Below are 19,147 nucleotides of genomic sequence, written 5' to 3'. Positions count from 1 at the left end.
TATTTACTAGATCAAAACCGACATTTTATCTATTGAATAGAATGCTGCTCAATAAAAAAGCCTTAAAACTTAATTTAAGACTTTTAATTTATTTGTTCATTTTCTAGTTTTTCCAACCACCACCCAAAGCGCGGTACAACTCTATAATAACTTGTAATTCTTCTTTTTTATCTTCTACCCCATCTAATTGTGCCAATAACAAACTGTTTTTTGTGGTAAGCACATCGATATAATTAGTGGTAGATGAATACTCTAAAAGAGCCTCTGTAAATTCTACAGATTTTTTAAGAGCATCTATTTGATGCGTTCTAGATTCTTGTTTCTCCTTGGTTTTATTGTATGCATATAAAGCATTAGAAATTTCGGAACCTGCATTTAGCCAAGCTGATTTATAATCGTAGAAAGATTGTTGCTGAACCGATTTATTTATTTTCAGTCTCGCTTTATTTTCTCCGTTAGCAAAAATGGGCTGTGTTAATCCTCTTATTAAATTATAGAAAATAGAATTATCAAAAAAATCAGATAAGCTTAAAGAAGATAAACCTCCGCTTGCCGTAATAGTCAATGACGGGTAGAAATAGGTTTTTGCCAGATTTACATCTTCAAAAGCACTTCTAAAAGCCATTTCTGCCTCTTGTATGTCTGGTCTGTTTCTTAATAGTGAAGATGGTATTCCTATTTTTAAATCAGCGAAAGCTACTTGTTTTTTTAAAGACGATCTTTCTATGACACCAGGTAATCTTCCCAACAAAATAGCGAGGGCATTTTCTTGTTCTAAAATAGATATTTCTATATCTGGTATAGAGGTTTCTATCTCATACCTGCTTGCTTCACTTTGTACCACAGCAGCACCATCAACCACAGCCGATTCTTTTAAGTACTTCATGGTTTCTTGATCGCCAATCCTGTTTTCTAAAGTTTCTTGAGTAATAGCCAATTGTTCATCTAATGCCAATAAATTATAATACGCTGTGGCAATATCAGAAATTAATTGTGTTTGTACAGCTCTGGTTGCAGCTTCCGTCTTTAAAAAAGAAGCCAGTACAGAGCGCTTGTTACTGCGTAATTTTCCCCAAACATCGAGTTCCCAACTACTACTAAGTTGCCCTAAATAAGAGGTAGTATTTAAATTAATACCATTAACACCTCCTAAATTTAAAGCTGCTTCCGATGTTTTAGAACGTGTTACATTGGCACTACCTTCTAAACTTGGTAGAAACTGTAATTTAGCTTCTACCAAACTTGCTTTTGCCTGATTTATATTTTCAATAGCGACCTTTAAGTCTAGGTTATTCTGCAGACCTTCTTTAATTAAGTTTTGCAATATAGTATCAGATATAATTTCCTTTAAAGGTAAATCGGCAATAGACATAGTGTCTTGCACAATAGTATCTCTGTAGCTTTCTGCATATTTCACGTCTGGTGTTACATATTTTTTATTTACAACACCACACGAATTCAACGTTAGAACGAATACCGTAATGGAAATAATATATTTTAATTTTTTAAATTTCATATCTGTATTTGTTTCTAATTTAATTGTTCGTCTTTATCATCCATAACATCTTCATCTCCCCAATCGTGGTTCGCAACTCCCACTAATTTTTCTTGAAGTGATTGGAAAATAATATAAAGCACTGGTATCAACAATACACCTAGTACAGTACCGACTAACATACCACCAATAGCTCCTGCACCAATAGCTCTGTTTCCTACAGCACCAGCACCTGTAGCAATCATCAACGGAAACAAACCAAAAATAAAGGCAAATGAGGTCATCAAAATAGGTCTAAACCTCGCTATAGCACCATCTATTGCCGATTGTACAATGGTTTCTCCTTCTCGCCTTCTTTGTATGGCAAATTCCACGATTAAAATGGCATTTTTAGCCAACAACCCAATCAACATTACCAAGGTAATTTGTATGTAGATATTATTACTAATATCAAATATATTTGCAAATATGAGCACTCCAGACAGTCCTGCAGGTACAGATAATAGCACGGCTATGGGAAGTATAAAACTCTCGTACTGTGCAGACAATAAGAAATACACGAATATAAAACACAGCATAAAAATAAACACCGTTTGACTTCCTGCAGAAATCTCTTCTCTAGTGATCCCAGAGTATTCATATCCATAACCGGTAGGCAATGCCTCTGCCGCAACTTCTTCAACCGCCGCAATAGCATCACCAGAACTATAACCTTCATTAGGCGCTCCACTTATTTTTGCTGCTGTAAACAGATTAAAACGGGTTAAACTTTGCGGACCATAAACCCTTTCTAAGCTTATAAACTCGGTAATAGGCGCCATAACTCCATTACTTTTTTTAACTTTTATGGCATTTAAACTTTCAAGATTCGCTCTAAAATTAGGTTCCCCTTGATAAATCACGCGGTATTGCTTTCCAAATTTATTAAAATTAGAAGCATACACTCCACTTAAGTAACCTTGCATGACACTTAAAACAGCTTTTACATCTAAACCTGCCAGTTTGGTTTTAGCGACATCTACAACCACTTCATATTGCGGAAAAGTGGGATCGAAGGTTGTATTTGCATATTGAATTTCTGGTCGTTTACTTAAGGCTTGTATAAAATCTTGACTTACGTTATAAAGTGCATCTACAGTACCACCACTTTGGTCTTGTAATTGTACTTCAAATCCGTTACTTAAACCAAATCCTGTAACCGTTGGCGGAGCAAAAAATATCATCTTAGCATCTTTCATATTAGCTGTTCTAGCAAATAACTGATTGATGATGTCTTGAACACTTTGTCCTTCTCCCTTACGCTCATCCCAAGATTTGAGTTTTAAGATAAACATACCATAATTAGATCCCTCACCACTCATAAATCCACGACCGGTAGCACGTAAAAAAGCATTTACTTCCGGTATATCTTCGACAATCTTCTGTAATTCATCTAAAACTTCCTCTGTTCTTTCTAATGATGCTGCTGCTGGTAAACTCACATCGGCGAAAACAGTACCTTGGTCTTCATCGGGTACAAATCCTGTTGGTGTGGTATTCATTAAGTAGACAAACACCCCAATAAAAATAACGATAAGGCCAACGGCAATAGCCTTTTTACGAATTAGAAATGATACTGCCTTTTTGTATTTTGAAGTTGTTTTCTCAAAACCAACATTAAACGCCATATAAAAACGTTGCAAATAACTTTTTGATTTATGTTCTTCGTGTGGTTTTAAAAGTAAAGCACATAAAGCAGGACTCAAGGTTAATGCATTTACAGCCGATAAGATAATGGCAATAGCAAGGGTAATACCAAACTGTTGATAGAACACTCCAGAAGAACCACTAATAAACGTTACTGGAATAAACACGGCAGACATCACCAAAGTAATAGAAATAATAGCTCCTGAAATCTCGCTCATGGCATCTAAACTTGCCTTTCTTGCAGATTTGTAACCAGAATCCAATTTGGCGTGTACGGCCTCTACCACCACTATGGCATCATCTACCACAATACCAATGGCGAGCATTAACGCAAATAGGGTTAGTAGGTTAATGGTAAATCCAAATACGCTTAGGAAAAAGAATGTTCCTACAATAGCTACGGGAACTGATATAGCAGGGATTAAGGTAGAACGCCAATCTTGTAAAAAGATGAAAACGACAAGAAACACCAACAAGAAAGCCTCAATCAATGTACTGATCACTTTCTCAATAGACGCATCTAAAAAGTCATTGGCATTCACCATTTCTGTATATTCTAATCCTTCAGGAAAGTTTTTAGAAGCTTCCTCTAAGCTTGCAATTGATAGCGCAACGACCTCTTGCGCATTCGATCCTGCAGATTGTGCTATCGCTACACCTGTACCTGGCCTACCATTAATAGTCGTTTTTGAACTGTACGACTGAGCTCCTAATTCGACTCTTGCTACGTCTTTTAAGCGTAGGATTCGTCCATCATCTGTCGTTTTGATAATGATCTCCTCAAAATCGGTAGCATTTTGTAATTTACCTTTGTACTTTAAGGTATATTGATAGGCTTGATTTCCTTGTAAACCTAATTCACCTGGCGCGGCTTCCAGGTTTTGGTCATTAAGTGCTGTTGTAATATCAGCAGGAATTAAACCATAGTTAGCCATAATATTTGCTTTCAACCAAATACGCATACTGTAATTTCTAGAACTAAATGCCGAGGCACTACCAACACCGTCTATCCTCTTTAATACAGGTATTAAATTAATTTCGGCATAATTCAGAATAAATTCCTCGTCGTAAGTATCATTTTCACTATACAATCCAAAAATAAATACATTACTACTTTGCTGTTTTCTTGTAGTCACACCAGCCTGTACCACTTCAGAAGGTAATAAATTGGAGGCTGTAGAAACACTATTTTGCACATTCACCGCAGCAATATCTGGGTCGGTACCCAATTCAAAATATACAGTGATACTAGCAGAACCACTAGTTGCTGTTGAAGTCATATAAGTCATTCCCTCTACACCATTAATGGCTTCTTCTAAGGGAACGATAACACTATTTAATACGGCTTCTGCATTGGCGCCATCATAAGAAGCAGATACTTGAACCGTAGGAGGTGCAATATCTGGATATTGAGAGATGGGTAATGTGGTGATTCCAATAACTCCTAAAATCAATATGATGATAGAAATTACCGCCGAGAGCACCGGACGCTTTATAAATTTATTAAACATAATTTCTATTTTTTTATTTGGTAGAGGTTACTTTTTCGGTGATTTGCTGTAAAGCACTAATATCACTCTCCTTAACTTCAACTGGCTTTATTTCTTTACTACTCGATAAGCCTGAAATACCTTCAAGAACCACTCGGTCTCCATCTTTGAGTCCGTCGGTAACAATATAAGCTTGACCCGAATTTGTGCCAGTTACCGTAATCTTAGTAGATTGTACTTGTGATTGTTCGTTTACTACATACACATAAACCCCACCTTGGATTTCGTAAGTCGCAGATTGAGGGATTAGAAAAGCTTCTTCAATAGTTCTAGGAAGTTGTATGGTAGCGCTATTCCCTGTTCTCAATAGATTATTTGGATTGTCAAAAATAGCACGTACATTAAACGAACCGGTTTCTTTATCTACTTGTCCGCTAACGGTTTGTATTTTCCCTTTTTGATCAAAAGCCGTATAATCAGGTAACAAAAGCGAAACTTCATCCATATTTTTTAATAAACCTGCTTTTGCAAACTCCAAATACGTTTTTTCATTGATTGAAAAATAAGCATATACCTGTTTAATATTAGATACGGTTGTTAAGGGGTCGCTAATGCTACTACTTACCAAACTCCCCAATTTATAAGGTAGCGAACCGATATAACCAGAAACCGGAGCTATGATTTTTGTATAACTATTATTGGTTTGTGCATTCACATAATTAGCTTGTGCCTGTTCTAAAGCTGCATTTGCGGCGGTAAGGGAGTTTTCGGCAGAGGTTAACTCAAACTTGCTAATAATTTCTCTTTCTACCAAAGGCTTTGCTTTCTCAACATCAACTTGAGCAGAACTCACATTAGCCTTAGCACTACTAATAGCTGCCTTAGTACTTAAAAGTTCTTGTTTGTATTGCGGTGCATTTAAAGAAAAAAGGACTTGTCCTTTTTTTACATATTCGCCTTCATCCACGTGTACTTTTTCTATAAATCCTTCTACTTTAGGATAAATTTCTATGTTTTCGGTACCTTCAATAGTCACAGGAAATTCTCTGTATAACCCAATGTTTTTCGGTGATACGGTTAGCACCTCATAGTCTGCAATGGCATTACCAGGTTCCTGCTTTTTTTCGCTATTACAGGATGTTAAAAACAAAGCCATAATAAATACGAAATAGGGAATCCTTAAATTATTTATTTGATGTATCATATGAATTTTATTGATTCTTATTTGTTAGTGAAAATTATCTATTATTATTTTTAGTCCCAATACGAATAGACTAATGCGCTAAACACATCTAAGTATAGTATGATTTTATAGATGGTTTTTTTTAGTATTTGTCAGTTTCTTAAGTATTTACGGCATATTTTTTTACGATCAGCAAGGACACTATTGCAGCAATACCATCGCTAACAGGAAAGGCGATCCAAATACCGGTTAAACCATAATACTCATTAAGTATATACGCGATTGGTATAAATAAAATGATGGGTCTAAGCAAAGCTAAAAACGTAGCTATTTTATTCTTTTGAAGCGCCTGAAAATGTCTAGTAATTATAATTTGAATAGCATAAAACGGAATAGAAATCGCGAAAATTTTCAATGCTTTTTTCGTAATTGTGATTACATTTTGGTTACCATCACCTTCTATAAAAATATGTGTAATTTGTGTTGGAAATAATTCCAAAATCAAAAGACCTAAAATAGTGAATACACTTACTATTTTTATAGCCATCTCTAATGTTTCACGAGTCCTATCAAATCGTTTTGCACCAAAATTATAACTTACAATAGGTTGCATGCCATCCCCTGTACCTAAAGCGATCATCATAAAAAAGACGTTTACTCCAAACAATATTCCCATTGCGGCAACACCATCTGTTCCTCCAGAATTTAATAACAAGTTATTAGCAAATACATTTTGAAAACTAATGGCTAAATCCATTAGAAAGGGAGCTAATCCAATGAATAATATGGGAAAAATAATAGATTTTTGTAATCTTATATGTTTCCATTTTAATTTTACCAAACTTCTTCCGCTCAAATAATATCGCATTAAAAGTATGGCATTAGTAGCTTGTGCTATTATGGTGGCTAAGGCAGCACCACGAATGCCAAGATTAAATATTTTCATAAATACGTAATCCAAACCTATATTTATGATACAAGAAAACACAATAAGTTTGGCTGGTAATTTTGGATTTCCTTCAGCTCTGCAGGTAAATTCTAAAGCAAGAAAAAAACTAAGTGGAAAACCTAAAATTATAACTAATAAGTACTCCGTAGATAAATCTAATAAGGTTTCAGTAGCTCCAAATACTTCTAATAAAGGTCTGTAATATATAAGACCAAGCAATATAAATACTAACGTAATTAGAAAAATACCTGCTATGGCATTTCCTAAAACATGACTTGCTTTTTCTGGTTGAGATTCTCCTAAATATTTAGCAATTAAAATTCCTGCGCCACTACCAAATAATAATACAAATGCAAATTGCAAAAGCGTAACAGGAAAGACCATAGTTACCGCAGATAATCCCTCTACACCAACATATTGTCCTACAAAAATACGATCCACAAAATTGTAAAGGGCGTTAATTAGCATCCCTAAAACTGCAGGGCCAACAAAAATGAATAATAATTTTAAAACACTATCTTCTGTGAGTGAATATGCTTCTTTTTCAGATTTGTCGTCATATGAAACTATTTTTCCTTTTATTAAATGTTTTATTTGTTGAAATTTTATTTTTAACGTACTCATTTCAATCGTTATAAGTTCTTTAAATGCAAAGATATAGCAGCCAAAAACCTTAATGAGTATTATAATTTGTGTTAAATGGATTATAATTTAAGTTTTTAGAGGTTTTTAATATTAATTTTGGAGAAATAGTTAATTACATGAAAGTATATAGCGACATCAATTCTTATTTTTTAAATGGTACACAACCAGCAAATGATTATGCTAATAGTTTTTTTGTAAGAAAAATTGCAAAAGAAATGGAGCATGTGGAGCCCGATGGTGAGTTTTGGGAACCACATAAGCGTGATTTTTTTGAGATCGCTATTTTACAAAAGAGTACTACTAATATTAAAATTGGAAATCAAACACTTCAACAATTAAAGAATAGTTTGGCGGTTGTTTCTCCTTTTCAGGTCATTAATTATAGTAAAGTACCACCCAATGATGATTATGGTTATATTATTTATTTTAATGCTTCTATATTTACCAATTTGAATCAGTCTTATGGATTACAAAATGAATTTCCGTTTTTTAAAATTCATACCATGCCCATCTACCAATTATCTGAAATTGACTTTAAAAGCATTTTAGTAATTGCACAAGAATTATATGCTGAATCTAGAAGTAAAGCGATACAATCTTTTGAAATTGTAAGGTCGCTTCTTCTCATCTTACTTTATAAAGTAAAACGTTCTACCCAAAATAATAAAGGTATGGTTACCACTAACAGGTATGACGCTATAATGTCTAAATTTGAGCACGTTATTTTGTCTAATGATCATCATTTTTTATCTGTGAACGACTATGCTAAGAAATTGCACATTAGTCCAATTTACTTAACAGAATGCGTAAAAAATTCTACTGGGAAAAGCGCTCAAAGAGTGATTATAGATTACAAAATTATGTATGCTAAAACACTTTTACATCAATTAGATAACTCGGTAGCAGATGTAGCTTATGCTTTAGATTTTAAAGAAGTAGCAAATTTTAATCAATTTTTTAAAAGAAATACTGGGTTAACAGCTACTCAGTTTAGAAAAAGAAAGAAATAAAGCAAACAAAGAGAGCAAAAAAATATTTTGCTCTTTTTGTTATAAATATTACTCATAACGTAATGCTGTAATAGGATCTAATGCAGAAGCTTTTCTTGCAGGATACCATCCGAAGAAAATACCTGTGATCGCACAAACTGCAAAAGAAATAATAATAGAATATAACGCCACACTCGTAGGCCAATTTAAGAATTTTTCAATAAAAATTGTTGCTCCGAGTCCTAAGATTACGCCTAATAATCCTCCTGTAATACTTATTAAAATAGCTTCTATGAGAAACTGCATTAAAATATCTGACCCCTTTCCTCCTACTGCCATGCGTAAGCCAATTTCTTTGGTACGTTCTTTTACCGAAACATACATGATATTCATAATCCCAATTCCGCCAATTAATAAAGATATACTTGCCACGGCTACGAGCAACACCGTTAACATTTCGCTGGTAGAACTAAAGGTAGAAATTAATTCTTCCATAGAACGTACGGTGAAATCATCTTCTTCAGTAGCCATTAACTGATGTCGCGTACGTAATATTTTCGTTACTTGTAAAACCGCTTCAGGAGCATCATCTTCACTAGTTGCCGAAGCCATAATTTGATTTAAATAATCTATAGCTAAAATACGCTTTTGCACTGTAGTATAAGGTGCTATCACAACATCGTCTTGATCTTGACCAAAGGTGTTTTCTCCTTTTTCTTCTAACACACCAATTACTTTAAAAGGAATGTTATTAAAGCGAATCATTTGTCCCACCGGATCATCTATAGAGGGAAATACATTATCTACAACAGTTTGTCCAATTAAAACTACCTTAGCGGAAGAGGTCACTTCTGCTTCGGTAAACATACTTCCGCTTTGTAAGCCTACCACTTTAATATTTAAATAATCGGGGTTCACCCCATAAATAGTACTTGGCCAGTTATTAGATCCGTTAATCACTTGTCCTCCACCATTCACTACGGGAGTAATGTAACTTAATAAGGTGGCTTCTTCCTTTATATGATTGTAATCACTAAGCGTAAGCGTTTGTACGTCTCCCCCACTTCCTCTTGCAGGTCCTTTATCATCTGCTCCAGGTCTTATGGTAACCATATTAGAACCCATAGCAGAAATAGTGGTACGTATACTTTCTTTTGATCCCTCTCCTATCGCTAACATGGCAATCACCGAAGCGACACCAATAATAATTCCTAACATGGTAAGCAAGGTTCTCATTTTATTAAGAACAATAGCTTTAAAAGCGATTTTTAATAGATTTAATATTCTCATAATCAATGTTCTTCTTTAGGTAATTTTTCTAAATATGCTGCGGCAGATTGTACCTTTTCATGGGTTTGATCTTTTATAATATGACCATCTTTAAGTACAATTGTTCGATTGCTAAATATGGCAATATCAGGTTCGTGAGTGACAAAAGCGATCGTAATCCCTTTGCTATTAAGCTCTTGGAACAACGCCATGATTTCATAAGAGGTTCTAGTATCTAAATTCCCGGTGGCCTCATCTGCTAAGATTAAAACAGGATTATTTACCAAAGCTCTAGCGATAGCTACTCTTTGTTGTTGTCCTCCAGAAAGTTGTGCAGGGGTATGGTTTAAGCGTTCTCCTAGTCCAACTAATTTCAAGGCATTAATTGCTCGTTCTCTGCGCTCTTCTGTAGAAACCTTGCTATTATACAAAAGAGGTAACTCTGCATTTTCTATAGCCGAAGTTCTAGGCAATAAATTATAAGACTGAAAAATAAAGCCTATTTTTTCATTTCTTATCGTAGCGAGTTCGTTTCTACTTAGGTCTTTTACTTTTACACCATCAATTTCATAAGCACCTCCACTTGGTTGATCTAAACACCCTAAAATATTTAGCATAGTACTTTTACCAGAACCACTTGAACCCATGATAGTCACAAATTCACCTTCTTGAATGTCAAACGATACCCCTTTTAAAGCATGAACCGTTTCAGATCCCATCGTAAACTGACGCTTTAAGTTTTCTATTTTAATAATTTCTTTATTCATAACTTATTTCTTTCTGTTACCGCCTGGACGTTGTGGCATAAATGGGCTTTCGTTTTCTCCTTGTTTATTCAGTTCAGTACTTTTTATACCACTTAAATCATAAACTAATTTTTCTCCTATAGTAACCCCGCTTAAGATTTGAACGTGTACCCCATCACTAGCACCTAATTGTACATTTTTAGGAGAGATTTTTCCATCTTCACTTAGAACCCAAAGTTGGGTATTGGTTTCGGTAATAGGTTGTGGTCGTTCTTTTTCTGAACCTTGATTTAAGTGGTGCTGTTCATTATAAGCCATTAATGTAGGCGGTGTAGGTTTAAAATTAATCGCTTTAGCTTCCGCAGTTAATACATTTTCAAGCTCTAACGTATAAATAGAAATGGTAGCGGTAAGTCCTGGTTTTAATTTTGAATCAGGATTATCTGCCTTTATCACAACCGTATAAGTAACTACATTAGAAGTAACAGTTGGGTCTAACCTTACTTGAGTAACCACCCCCTCAAAAGTTTCTCCTAAATAAGCATCTACAGTAAAGCTCACCCTTTGACCTTCTTTTACTTGTCCTATGTCTGCTTCGTCTACATCTGCCTCTACTTGCATTTGTTTTAAATCTTGCGCAATAGTAAATAAAGTTGGAGTGCTAAAACTAGCAGCAACGGTTTGACCTTCGTCAATATCTCTAGAAAGTACAACCCCATCTATGGGTGCAAAAATATCTGCGTAACTTAAATTTGTTCGTGCGGACTGTAAGTCAGAAAATCGCTGGGTTACTGTTCCCTTTGCAGTAGTATAATTATAAGTAGCATCATCAAAATCTGATTTACTAATTACTTGATTATCAAATAACGTTTTTTGTCTGTCATAAATAGTTTGCATATAGTTACGCTGACTCACGGCATTATCATAGGAAGCTTGTGCTTGAGTAAGAGAAGCTTTTAAGTTGGTTTTGTCTAACTCGGCTATAAGTTGTCCTTCTTTTACTTCACTATTATAGTCAACATATATTTTTTCTACCACTCCAGATACTTGAGTACCTACTTCTATTTGATTAATAGGTTCTATAGTTCCCGTAGCGGTAACCATCGTAGTGATATCTCCCTTAGTAACTGTTATGGTTTTAGCTTCAATAAGAGTTTCATCCTCAGCATTTATAAAGCTATAGGCAGTTATAGCTAGTATTAATATGAATAAGCCACTTATAATGATATTTTTTTTTGATTTAATTTTCATGGTGTATAGATTAAAGTTTAATATCGTTTCCTTGATAAAATTGTAATAATTGATGATATAGAATATTTAGGTACTTCGCTTGTAAATAGTTTTGTTGAGCGTTGGTAAATGTATTCTGACTAATGACTAAATCGGTGGTGCTTAAATCTCCCAGCTCATATTTTTTTTGTGCAAGAATATAACTCTGCTCTGCTGCGGTTTTAGAAGCTACAGAAGCTAATACTTGCTCTTGAGCCGATAGTGCGTTTTGATAGGCGGTTTCTACTTTTTTATAGACCTCTTTTTCTACCGTCTGTTTTTGAATCTCTGCCTTTTCTATATTATAAGATGCCGTTTTTACCGCTGCCTTAGTTTGATTTCTATTGAAAATTGGAATACTTAAGGATAAACCGATTCTTTGATTAAAATTGACATCAAATTGATCTGAAAATGTACTATTGTTGATACTTGTATATCCAGAACCAATACTTCCTAGCAATGATAAAGTTGGTAAATAAGCCCCTTTAGCGATAGCTAAATCTTTCTCACTTGCTGCAATATTTAAACTACTCGCTTTAATTTCTGGTAAATAATTTAAAGCTTTATCATATAATTCTGTTTTCTCTAATTCTATATGTAATGAGCTTTCATTATCATTAACAGCAACAATTTCTAAATCTTCCGTAAGGGGAATTTCTAATAATTGCTTCAATTGAATAATGTATTGTTGATAATCATTTTTTGCTGCGATTACTTGGTATTTATTTGTCGCTAGTTGGCTTTGAGCTTCGGTATAATCTTTTAAAGCAATACTTCCCGCATCTAATCTAGCTTTTGCTCGAAGCTCTTCTTTTCCAGAAGCAGATAAATTATTTTCAGCAATCACAATACTTTCTTTGCTATATAAAGTCTGCAAATATGTTTCAAGCAAGCTTATTACAATATTATTCTGTTCAACTTCTTCCTCAAAAACACTTTGTTCTAGGGTTAGCTTGTTTTGTTTGATTTGATTATTGATTTGGTTCCCTTGAAATAGAGTTACTGAACTATTAAGACCTACATTGGTGCTGTGTATTTGATCTGTAACATAATTGCTGGTTATAGGGTCAATAGAATTACCCCTAGAAAAGTTCTGTGAAGCACTCCCAAATAAATCGGGTAATCTTGATGATTTTGATTTTTGATAATCTACTGCAGCTATATTTTTATTTATTTTTGCATTTTTGATTGTAATATTATTTGCCAAAGCATAATCAATACAATCTTGTAAAGTCCAAACCTGTGTAGATAAATATTCAGGCGTTTCCTGAGCTCGAGTTAATTGAACAAACAAAAAACTTATAAGAAGAATATATAATTTCATTTTACTATGTTTTTAAATAACATGGTAAAAGTGAAACTATTGAAGCCTATATGAAACTGCAATAGAAGTATAGCGATATTATCTATACCAATGCCTATATCTTATCGATGAGATTTTTGGTAGAATAAGGGAAGAAATAAATAGTTGTGTTGATATGCACGCTTTTAGCTAAAATTAATAATCATTTTAGAAAAAGAATGTATGCTAGGTCCATGATCGTTGCAAAATAGTCCACCTCAATAAAACCAACTTAAGAGATGAAAACTACTCTTTAATTTTTCAAACTATAGAGTATAAAATTTGAAGAGATATAGGTAAGGAATAGATTTCTTATTTTTGCCGGTATGAACGATTTTATACTTTTTATACAACAATACATTCATCTGTCAAGCGAAGCCGAAACTGACATTCGTAATTTATCTCTTATTCAGAATGCTCCTAAAGGAGAAGTGATTCTAAGAGAAGGAGAAATATGTGAGCGTATATATTTTATTTCAAAAGGCACGGTTAGAACCTATCATTATCAAAATGGTAAAGATATAACCTATTGGATTTATCCAGATACCATGATGATCACTTCTTGGCACAGTTATATGTTACGTAAACCTTCTTCAGAGTATCTTGAAACTACAGAAGAAGCTGTTTTAATTTCAATATCTTATAATCAATGGCAAGAGTTGTATTTAAAACACCCTGTTCTAGAACGCTTTGGTAGATTAATTTTAGAAGAACAAATGGCTTTGATCGATGATTTTTTTAAAGGTTATTATTTTTTGTCTGCTAAAGAAAAATACGCTTTGCTAACCAACGTTTTTCCTACAATAACCCAACGAGCTAATTTAGGACATATTGCTTCTATGTTAGGGATTTCACAGGAAACCCTAAGTAGAATTAGAGGAAAATAAAAAGGCTTTCATCTCAAGATGAAAGCCTTGTGCTGTATTTAATACAACTAATTAAAACACTCTAACTATATTAAAACCGAAAAAAACGTCTTCCAACCATTTTCCTTCGGCATTACTAATAAATCCAGGTTCGTTGGTAGATTGTGCGTTAGAAAAAAGCAATTGAAACACGTGTCCGCCCGTTTCAATATCCAACCCAAGGGTTAAGGGATCGTTGTAAATAGAGTTTTTATGTCTGCTAAAATTATAAACATAATCTAAATTAATTGACATTCGCTTACTTACTTTTAAACGTCCGCCAGCACCTAAAGCCAGTTGATTGTGATTTTGAAAAGATTCTAAAACCAAATTTTGTCTTACATAAGTGGGTGCTATTTCAAAAGAAAAACGGTTACTAAATTTTCTAGAGATTAATAACTGGGTAGCATATGACATTCTATCTCCAAATTCTAATAAAGGATATTGCTCCTCTCTTAAATCTGTTCTAATATTGGCTGTGGCATAAGCTGCAACATTAAACGGGAAATTGGTAGATTGTCCCATTAACTTCGCTTTAATATGAGACGAATAGGTTTTTCTAATAGATTCTCGTGCTATACCTATTTGAATACCTTCATAAATACCATAAACCAACTGAATTTTAGTATTGGCGTTATCAAACCCAAAAAAAGTAGTTAGTCCATCTTTTAATGTACCAAAACGGTGAGAGACATACATATATAAATCCCCTTTTGAAGCTACTTTAGTGGATTGTAAATTTCCAATTTTCATGGCTTTAAAAGCGGGCTGTTCATAAACTTCTTCTGTAGTGCTTTGTTCTAATTCATTTAATAAATCGTCTTGAGCAAATACCGCATTTAAGCTTAAGAATGTAATTGAAATGCTGAATAAATAGGCTTTCATTAATTGTTATTTTATAAGGGTTTGGTCTAATTTTATTTCTTCTAAAAGATCATCGTAGCCAATCATTCTTCCTTTAACGGCAATGTGTTGACCTTCCTTTAAATGGGTTAGTGCTGTACTATTTTTAAATTGACAATAAGTATTATGATCCAGGGTAATACCTTTCTCACCTATAGAGGTGATTTTTCCGTTTAACGCTACCACTACATCTTGCCATTTAGCACCACCTGTTTTCACTTTCTCTAAGAAATGTGCTGTACTGCCAGAAAATACGACTTCTTTTTCTGTGATAGATTTATGAGATTTATAGGTGTATTTGTAGGCAGAGTAACCAGCAATACAAACTAATATTATCATAAATAAGGTAATTTTATTTTTTTTCGATAAGCTCATAATCCAAATTTAGGTTGATAGATTTAGCAATTTTCTCACGTACAATACCAGGGATTTTAATGTCAAACTCTTCAGGTTTTACACTTAGGTGGGAAGTAAAAATGATCTTATGATTCAATTTTTTTAATTGCGCTTCTGTTTCAATTTGTTTTTCTTTTCCGTGTATGCTTAGCGTACCTTTAAGTTGAAGAGTTTTGGTTTCAGAAGTTAAATTTTCATGATTAAAATTGATCAGCTTTCCTTTAAATGTGGCTTTAGGATATTTATTTGAATCCATATAATTTTCATTAAAGTGCTCTTCCATTAATGCGATTTCAAAATGAAAGGCTTTCACAAAAAGTAAAGCAGCTATAGCTCCTGTTTCTGTATTTAAAATTACTGTGGTGCTTTCGTTTTTAGCTTCTATAGGTTCAAAAGTATCTACGGAAGCTATAAAAGTGGTTATACCTGTTTTTGTAAAATGTTTTTGTGCTATTGTTAATTGAGAAACAAAAAGCATCACTAAAAATGTGTATTTCATAAGATGTTGTTTTAGTATTAATTTTCTGGTAGATTATCTGTTATCCATTTATCTAAAATTTGAAGCGTTTCTGGAGATAGCTTTCCACTCGGCGGCATGGGGTTAGTTGCATTGTTCATTCTGGCAACTAAACTCCCTTGTTCTGCAGAATACTTTGTATTTGCATACGTAGATAAATCTAACCCAGCATTTGGAGCGGGGCCAGCGTGACAGGTAATACAATGATTGGTCATAATAGATTTGATGTCTGACTCATATGTCACCGTTTTCTCTAATGGAGGTAAGGTGTTTTTATCTACTTCATCTAGAATTGCTGTGGTACAACTTTGTAAAGTAAAACCAAGCATAAAGCATAGGATTATAAATTTATTATTATTCATATATGGGTTAATTTTGAATGCTTATATTTTCTATAGTTATTTCTTCTTGTCCTAATGGTGCTATGGTAAGCATTTGCTGAGGATGTGTAATATCACCTTCAGAAATAGCGAAATCACCATCCATATCTGCTACCACGGTAATGTAATATGTATCTGGATGCATATACGTCATTAAAAATTGATTCTCTTCAACAGATAATATGGGGAAGTGTAAAGCGGTCTTATAAGCATCTAAATTTGAAGTGAAATAGCCATTAGCATCTGTAAAAGGATCTCTTGAAAGAAACAACAGTAAGTTTTGATGGTCGGGAATTATACCACGATCTATATTTACTTGTAAATAACCCAATCTAGGATGATCTGTAATGATATATGGATCACCAGACAGTGGTGCCAAATCAAAAATATTATTGGTTTCTTGCACGGCTAAAAAGGTTGCCGAATTGGGTTCTGTTAATCCATCTTTTACATACAAATAATCTTTATTAAATCCGTTTGCAAAATCTAAATCCGTATCTACAGTATTTTGTGGGTAACCTGTTTCTATTGCCGCAGTTTCAGCCAACTCTGTGTGCATTCGTTTGCTTTTAAACGTCATATGTCTATTAGGAAGCCTATTCCCTAACCCGCTTGTATAAGCATTATAATAAAGGCTGTCTGTATGGTTAGGAAAACGCAGCTCCATATACATTATACCATCTCCACCAATGGCATCTACTAATCGGTAATAACGTCCGTTTTCTCTATTTTCAACTTTATCTAAAACAAAATAGCTCGATCTATAAATACCGTTAAGCAATCCTCCGTTTCTGGCCATAATGGTACGTTTCCCTTTAAAATTGGTTACAAAAAAAGAGGTTAATAAATTCCCAGCAGAACCTCCTTCGTGAATCCCAAAGGTGTGCGATGGTGAAATGGCTCTATAATCCCAAGCAAAAAATGGAAATTCATCATTAATCACCAAATTACTCCCCACCCAATGGCCTTGCATTTTCTCCATAAAATCAAACCCGTCTACATTAATATCTACGGGGATAACCTCTGTAGTTTTTGGTGGTGGTGTTACTTCTTCTCTTGGTCCAGAGATGTTTCTTACATCTTCGGTCGTGCAGCTAATTAAAAATACTGATAGCACAGCACTTAGGCTCAAAAATTTAATTGTCTTTTTCATTTACATTGTTATTTATTAATTCTTATCCAAACTTCTTTTAATGGCTTTTTGCTTATATATTTTGTCACGTGTATCGTGTCTTTATGGATTAATTTTAGCGCTATATTTGGATGTAATTCTTTGGTTTTTGTAGCTCCAGAAATAGCATCTACATATTGATTTTTAGTATATTTTAAATTTTCAAAAGCATAATATTCTTTTTGATCTTCTGGTTTAATAATGGTGGTGCCGTCATGGTAATACAAGACCTTAGCCTTTATAGAATCATGCTCTTCCATAATTTTATAAGTGGCCTTGTAGTAATTATTTTTTACTTGCCACGTGCCTAATAATTCTGCTCCGTTTTTAGAACAAGAGTAAATGCTGATAAGTAGTAAAACACAAATTTGTTTTTTCATTGGTTTATTGCTTGGGACAAATCTATGATGGAGCTTGTTTTATTTTTTTGACTTAAGTCAAAATCCTTCTTTAATGCAGCATTGTGTTGATTTTGACATAAATCAAAACTTAATCTTATAGCAGGTTATAGATTTGCAGTAACTAAAAAAATTCTACTATGAATAAATTAATGAGACGATGGAATATTGAAAATCCTTGGCAACTGCTAATCATCTTTTTTGTCTTTTCTATAACCGGATCTTCATCTATAGCGTTAGGTAGACCGCTTTTAAAAGCTGTAGGGATTACGTTAGAAAATTTGAATGCTTTTCTATATTATCCTTTATTTATAATTTCAAGTTTTATCTTCTACCAACTATTTTTAGTATTTTATGGATGGTTATTTGGTCAGTTTGCTTTTTTCTGGAAAATGGAGAAAAAAATGTTACGCAGATTTGGATTTAACTTTCATAACGTAAACTCTTAACTCATGAGAAAAATAACGAAGTGGCGAACTATTCTAGCCTTGGTATTAATGTATGTAGCCATGATTATGAATTGGTCTTGGGCTTGGGGAATTTTATTTTTGCTTTGGGTAATACCAGATATAAACACAGGCATCACCTATTTTATAGAACCTATAGAAAAAAAGGAAAACCCACTACTCTACTGGATCATTATCGCAAGCTGGATTTTAATGGCTATCTATTCCATTTCTACCTTGTTTATAGATTATAATCAATTCTACTATTAATATGAAAAAATGGAAAACCATTATCGCCCTTTTATTAATGGCTTTTGCTATAATTCTAGAATGGAATTGGTTTTGGGCTATTTTTATTGTTTTAGGATTAATAAATGTTATTAAAAGTGGAGAAATTCATTTTGTAGAATCCGTTACCAGAAAGGAAACCCCTAAGCTTTATTGGGTTATGGTTTTTATTTGGATGATATTGGCGCTTTATTCCATTTTAAATTATTTATCGGTTTTTTGATGTATGTCAAAATTAAAACTCAAAAGTTCTTCCACCTTTGTAACACTTAAAACCTTGTCAATTATGTACTATTTTAAATCAGTTGTTATCATTCTTCTCGGTGTATTATCACTTAATTCTTGTGCTCAAAAAGCTACTATTGTAGGTGTTTGGGAGGTTAAAAATGATTACTATGAAGCCGTATATGAAATTGTAGAACAGGATAGTAAATTCTTCGGGAAAGTGCATTATTATAATGATGGAACCACAACTTATGAAGGTAAAAATGAAGAAGAAGATTATTTTTTAACAGATATTGAATATAAAGACGGTAAATATATGAACGGGAAAATGTACATGCCAAATGGTAGCTTTTATAATGTAAATTTCACCCTAAAAGATAAAAATACTTTACAGGCTTTAATGACTGTTGAAGAACAACCTTATACCGAAATTTGGACAAGATAAACTACAGATT

The 19,147-nt window shown here is 33.6% G+C and carries 20 protein-coding genes; 6 read left to right on the top strand and 14 right to left on the bottom strand.

What is annotated here, in order from left to right; all coding sequences use genetic code 11:
• Positions 1 to 103: 103 nt before the first annotated feature.
• From LX95_RS04670 to LX95_RS04655, 4 genes are all read right to left on the bottom strand, one after another.
• Positions 104 to 1,516: an efflux transporter outer membrane subunit gene (locus LX95_RS04670; protein ID WP_111540275.1), complete on the bottom strand. Its 1,413-nt coding sequence runs from the start codon at positions 1,514 to 1,516 to the stop codon at positions 104 to 106.
• Positions 1,517 to 1,530: 14 nt separating this feature from the next.
• On the bottom strand, positions 1,531 to 4,692 hold the full coding sequence (locus LX95_RS04665) for an efflux RND transporter permease subunit (RefSeq protein ID WP_111540274.1): 3,162 nt from the start codon (positions 4,690 to 4,692) through the stop codon (positions 1,531 to 1,533).
• 13 nt (positions 4,693 to 4,705) lie between these two features.
• On the bottom strand, positions 4,706 to 5,875 hold the full coding sequence (locus tag LX95_RS04660) for an efflux RND transporter periplasmic adaptor subunit (protein ID WP_211307638.1): 1,170 nt from the start codon (positions 5,873 to 5,875) through the stop codon (positions 4,706 to 4,708).
• Positions 5,876 to 6,014: 139 nt separating this feature from the next.
• Positions 6,015 to 7,427, bottom strand: a complete 1,413-nt coding sequence (locus LX95_RS04655) for an MATE family efflux transporter (RefSeq protein ID WP_111540272.1) — start codon at positions 7,425 to 7,427, stop codon at positions 6,015 to 6,017.
• Between the two features lie 137 nt (positions 7,428 to 7,564).
• On the opposite strand from LX95_RS04655, the gene LX95_RS04650 reads away from it, so the two are divergent.
• Positions 7,565 to 8,458, top strand: a complete 894-nt coding sequence (locus LX95_RS04650) for an AraC family transcriptional regulator (protein ID WP_111540271.1) — start codon at positions 7,565 to 7,567, stop codon at positions 8,456 to 8,458.
• A 48-nt stretch (positions 8,459 to 8,506) separates the two neighbouring features.
• On the opposite strand, the gene LX95_RS04645 is transcribed toward LX95_RS04650, so the two are convergent.
• The 4 genes from LX95_RS04645 to LX95_RS04630 are packed head-to-tail and all read right to left on the bottom strand — an operon-like array spanning position 8,507 to position 13,045.
• Positions 8,507 to 9,727, bottom strand: coding sequence for an ABC transporter permease (locus LX95_RS04645; protein WP_111540270.1), 1,221 nt, complete (start codon positions 9,725 to 9,727; stop codon positions 8,507 to 8,509).
• A gap of 2 nt (positions 9,728 to 9,729) precedes the next feature.
• The gene (locus LX95_RS04640) at positions 9,730 to 10,473 is read right to left on the bottom strand and encodes an ABC transporter ATP-binding protein (RefSeq protein WP_111540269.1); all 744 of its coding nucleotides are present in this window, start codon (positions 10,471 to 10,473) and stop codon (positions 9,730 to 9,732) included.
• A gap of 3 nt (positions 10,474 to 10,476) precedes the next feature.
• Positions 10,477 to 11,703 (bottom strand): efflux RND transporter periplasmic adaptor subunit, encoded by a 1,227-nt coding sequence (locus LX95_RS04635; RefSeq protein WP_111540268.1) that lies wholly within the window; start codon positions 11,701 to 11,703, stop codon positions 10,477 to 10,479.
• A gap of 10 nt (positions 11,704 to 11,713) precedes the next feature.
• On the bottom strand, positions 11,714 to 13,045 hold the full coding sequence (locus tag LX95_RS04630) for a TolC family protein (protein ID WP_111540267.1): 1,332 nt from the start codon (positions 13,043 to 13,045) through the stop codon (positions 11,714 to 11,716).
• A 344-nt stretch (positions 13,046 to 13,389) separates the two neighbouring features.
• On the opposite strand from LX95_RS04630, the gene LX95_RS04625 reads away from it, so the two are divergent.
• A complete protein-coding gene (locus tag LX95_RS04625) occupies positions 13,390 to 13,950 on the top strand; it encodes a Crp/Fnr family transcriptional regulator (RefSeq protein WP_111540266.1) in 561 nt (186 codons plus the stop codon).
• A gap of 51 nt (positions 13,951 to 14,001) precedes the next feature.
• Here the strand turns inward: LX95_RS04625 and LX95_RS04620 are convergent, their stop codons facing one another.
• Genes LX95_RS04620 through LX95_RS04595 form a run of 6 tightly spaced genes read right to left on the bottom strand, consistent with a single transcriptional unit; the run spans position 14,002 to position 17,715 of the window.
• A complete protein-coding gene (locus LX95_RS04620; protein WP_111540265.1) occupies positions 14,002 to 14,853 on the bottom strand; it encodes a DUF5777 family beta-barrel protein in 852 nt (283 codons plus the stop codon).
• Positions 14,854 to 14,859: 6 nt separating this feature from the next.
• Positions 14,860 to 15,210, bottom strand: coding sequence for a hypothetical protein (locus tag LX95_RS04615; RefSeq protein WP_146240738.1), 351 nt, complete (start codon positions 15,208 to 15,210; stop codon positions 14,860 to 14,862).
• A 13-nt stretch (positions 15,211 to 15,223) separates the two neighbouring features.
• The gene (locus LX95_RS04610) at positions 15,224 to 15,766 is read right to left on the bottom strand and encodes a YceI family protein (protein ID WP_245924723.1); all 543 of its coding nucleotides are present in this window, start codon (positions 15,764 to 15,766) and stop codon (positions 15,224 to 15,226) included.
• Positions 15,767 to 15,783: 17 nt separating this feature from the next.
• Positions 15,784 to 16,146 (bottom strand): hypothetical protein, encoded by a 363-nt coding sequence (locus LX95_RS04605; RefSeq protein WP_111540263.1) that lies wholly within the window; start codon positions 16,144 to 16,146, stop codon positions 15,784 to 15,786.
• Positions 16,147 to 16,153: 7 nt separating this feature from the next.
• Positions 16,154 to 17,317 (bottom strand): hypothetical protein, encoded by a 1,164-nt coding sequence (locus LX95_RS04600; RefSeq protein WP_111540262.1) that lies wholly within the window; start codon positions 17,315 to 17,317, stop codon positions 16,154 to 16,156.
• An 8-nt stretch (positions 17,318 to 17,325) separates the two neighbouring features.
• Positions 17,326 to 17,715, bottom strand: a complete 390-nt coding sequence (locus LX95_RS04595) for a hypothetical protein (protein WP_111540261.1) — start codon at positions 17,713 to 17,715, stop codon at positions 17,326 to 17,328.
• 158 nt (positions 17,716 to 17,873) lie between these two features.
• Between LX95_RS04595 and LX95_RS04590 the strand changes: the two genes are divergently transcribed.
• The 4 genes from LX95_RS04590 to LX95_RS04575 all read left to right on the top strand — a co-directional run bounded on the left by LX95_RS04590 (position 17,874) and on the right by LX95_RS04575 (position 19,137).
• Entirely contained in the window at positions 17,874 to 18,182 is a 309-nt protein-coding gene (locus tag LX95_RS04590) for a DUF6787 family protein (protein WP_111540260.1), read from the top strand.
• A 3-nt stretch (positions 18,183 to 18,185) separates the two neighbouring features.
• On the top strand, positions 18,186 to 18,449 hold the full coding sequence (locus LX95_RS04585) for a hypothetical protein (protein ID WP_111540259.1): 264 nt from the start codon (positions 18,186 to 18,188) through the stop codon (positions 18,447 to 18,449).
• Position 18,450: 1 nt separating this feature from the next.
• Entirely contained in the window at positions 18,451 to 18,690 is a 240-nt protein-coding gene (locus LX95_RS04580) for a hypothetical protein (protein ID WP_146240737.1), read from the top strand.
• A 63-nt stretch (positions 18,691 to 18,753) separates the two neighbouring features.
• Positions 18,754 to 19,137 (top strand): DUF2147 domain-containing protein, encoded by a 384-nt coding sequence (locus LX95_RS04575; protein WP_170116580.1) that lies wholly within the window; start codon positions 18,754 to 18,756, stop codon positions 19,135 to 19,137.
• Positions 19,138 to 19,147 lie beyond the last annotated feature (10 nt).

The sequence above is a fragment of the Mesonia algae genome (assembly GCF_003253545.1).
In the GTDB taxonomy this organism is placed as follows: domain Bacteria; phylum Bacteroidota; class Bacteroidia; order Flavobacteriales; family Flavobacteriaceae; genus Mesonia; species Mesonia algae.
Note: the sequence above shows the minus strand (reverse complement) of the source record. Positions and strands in the feature narration are given on the sequence as shown.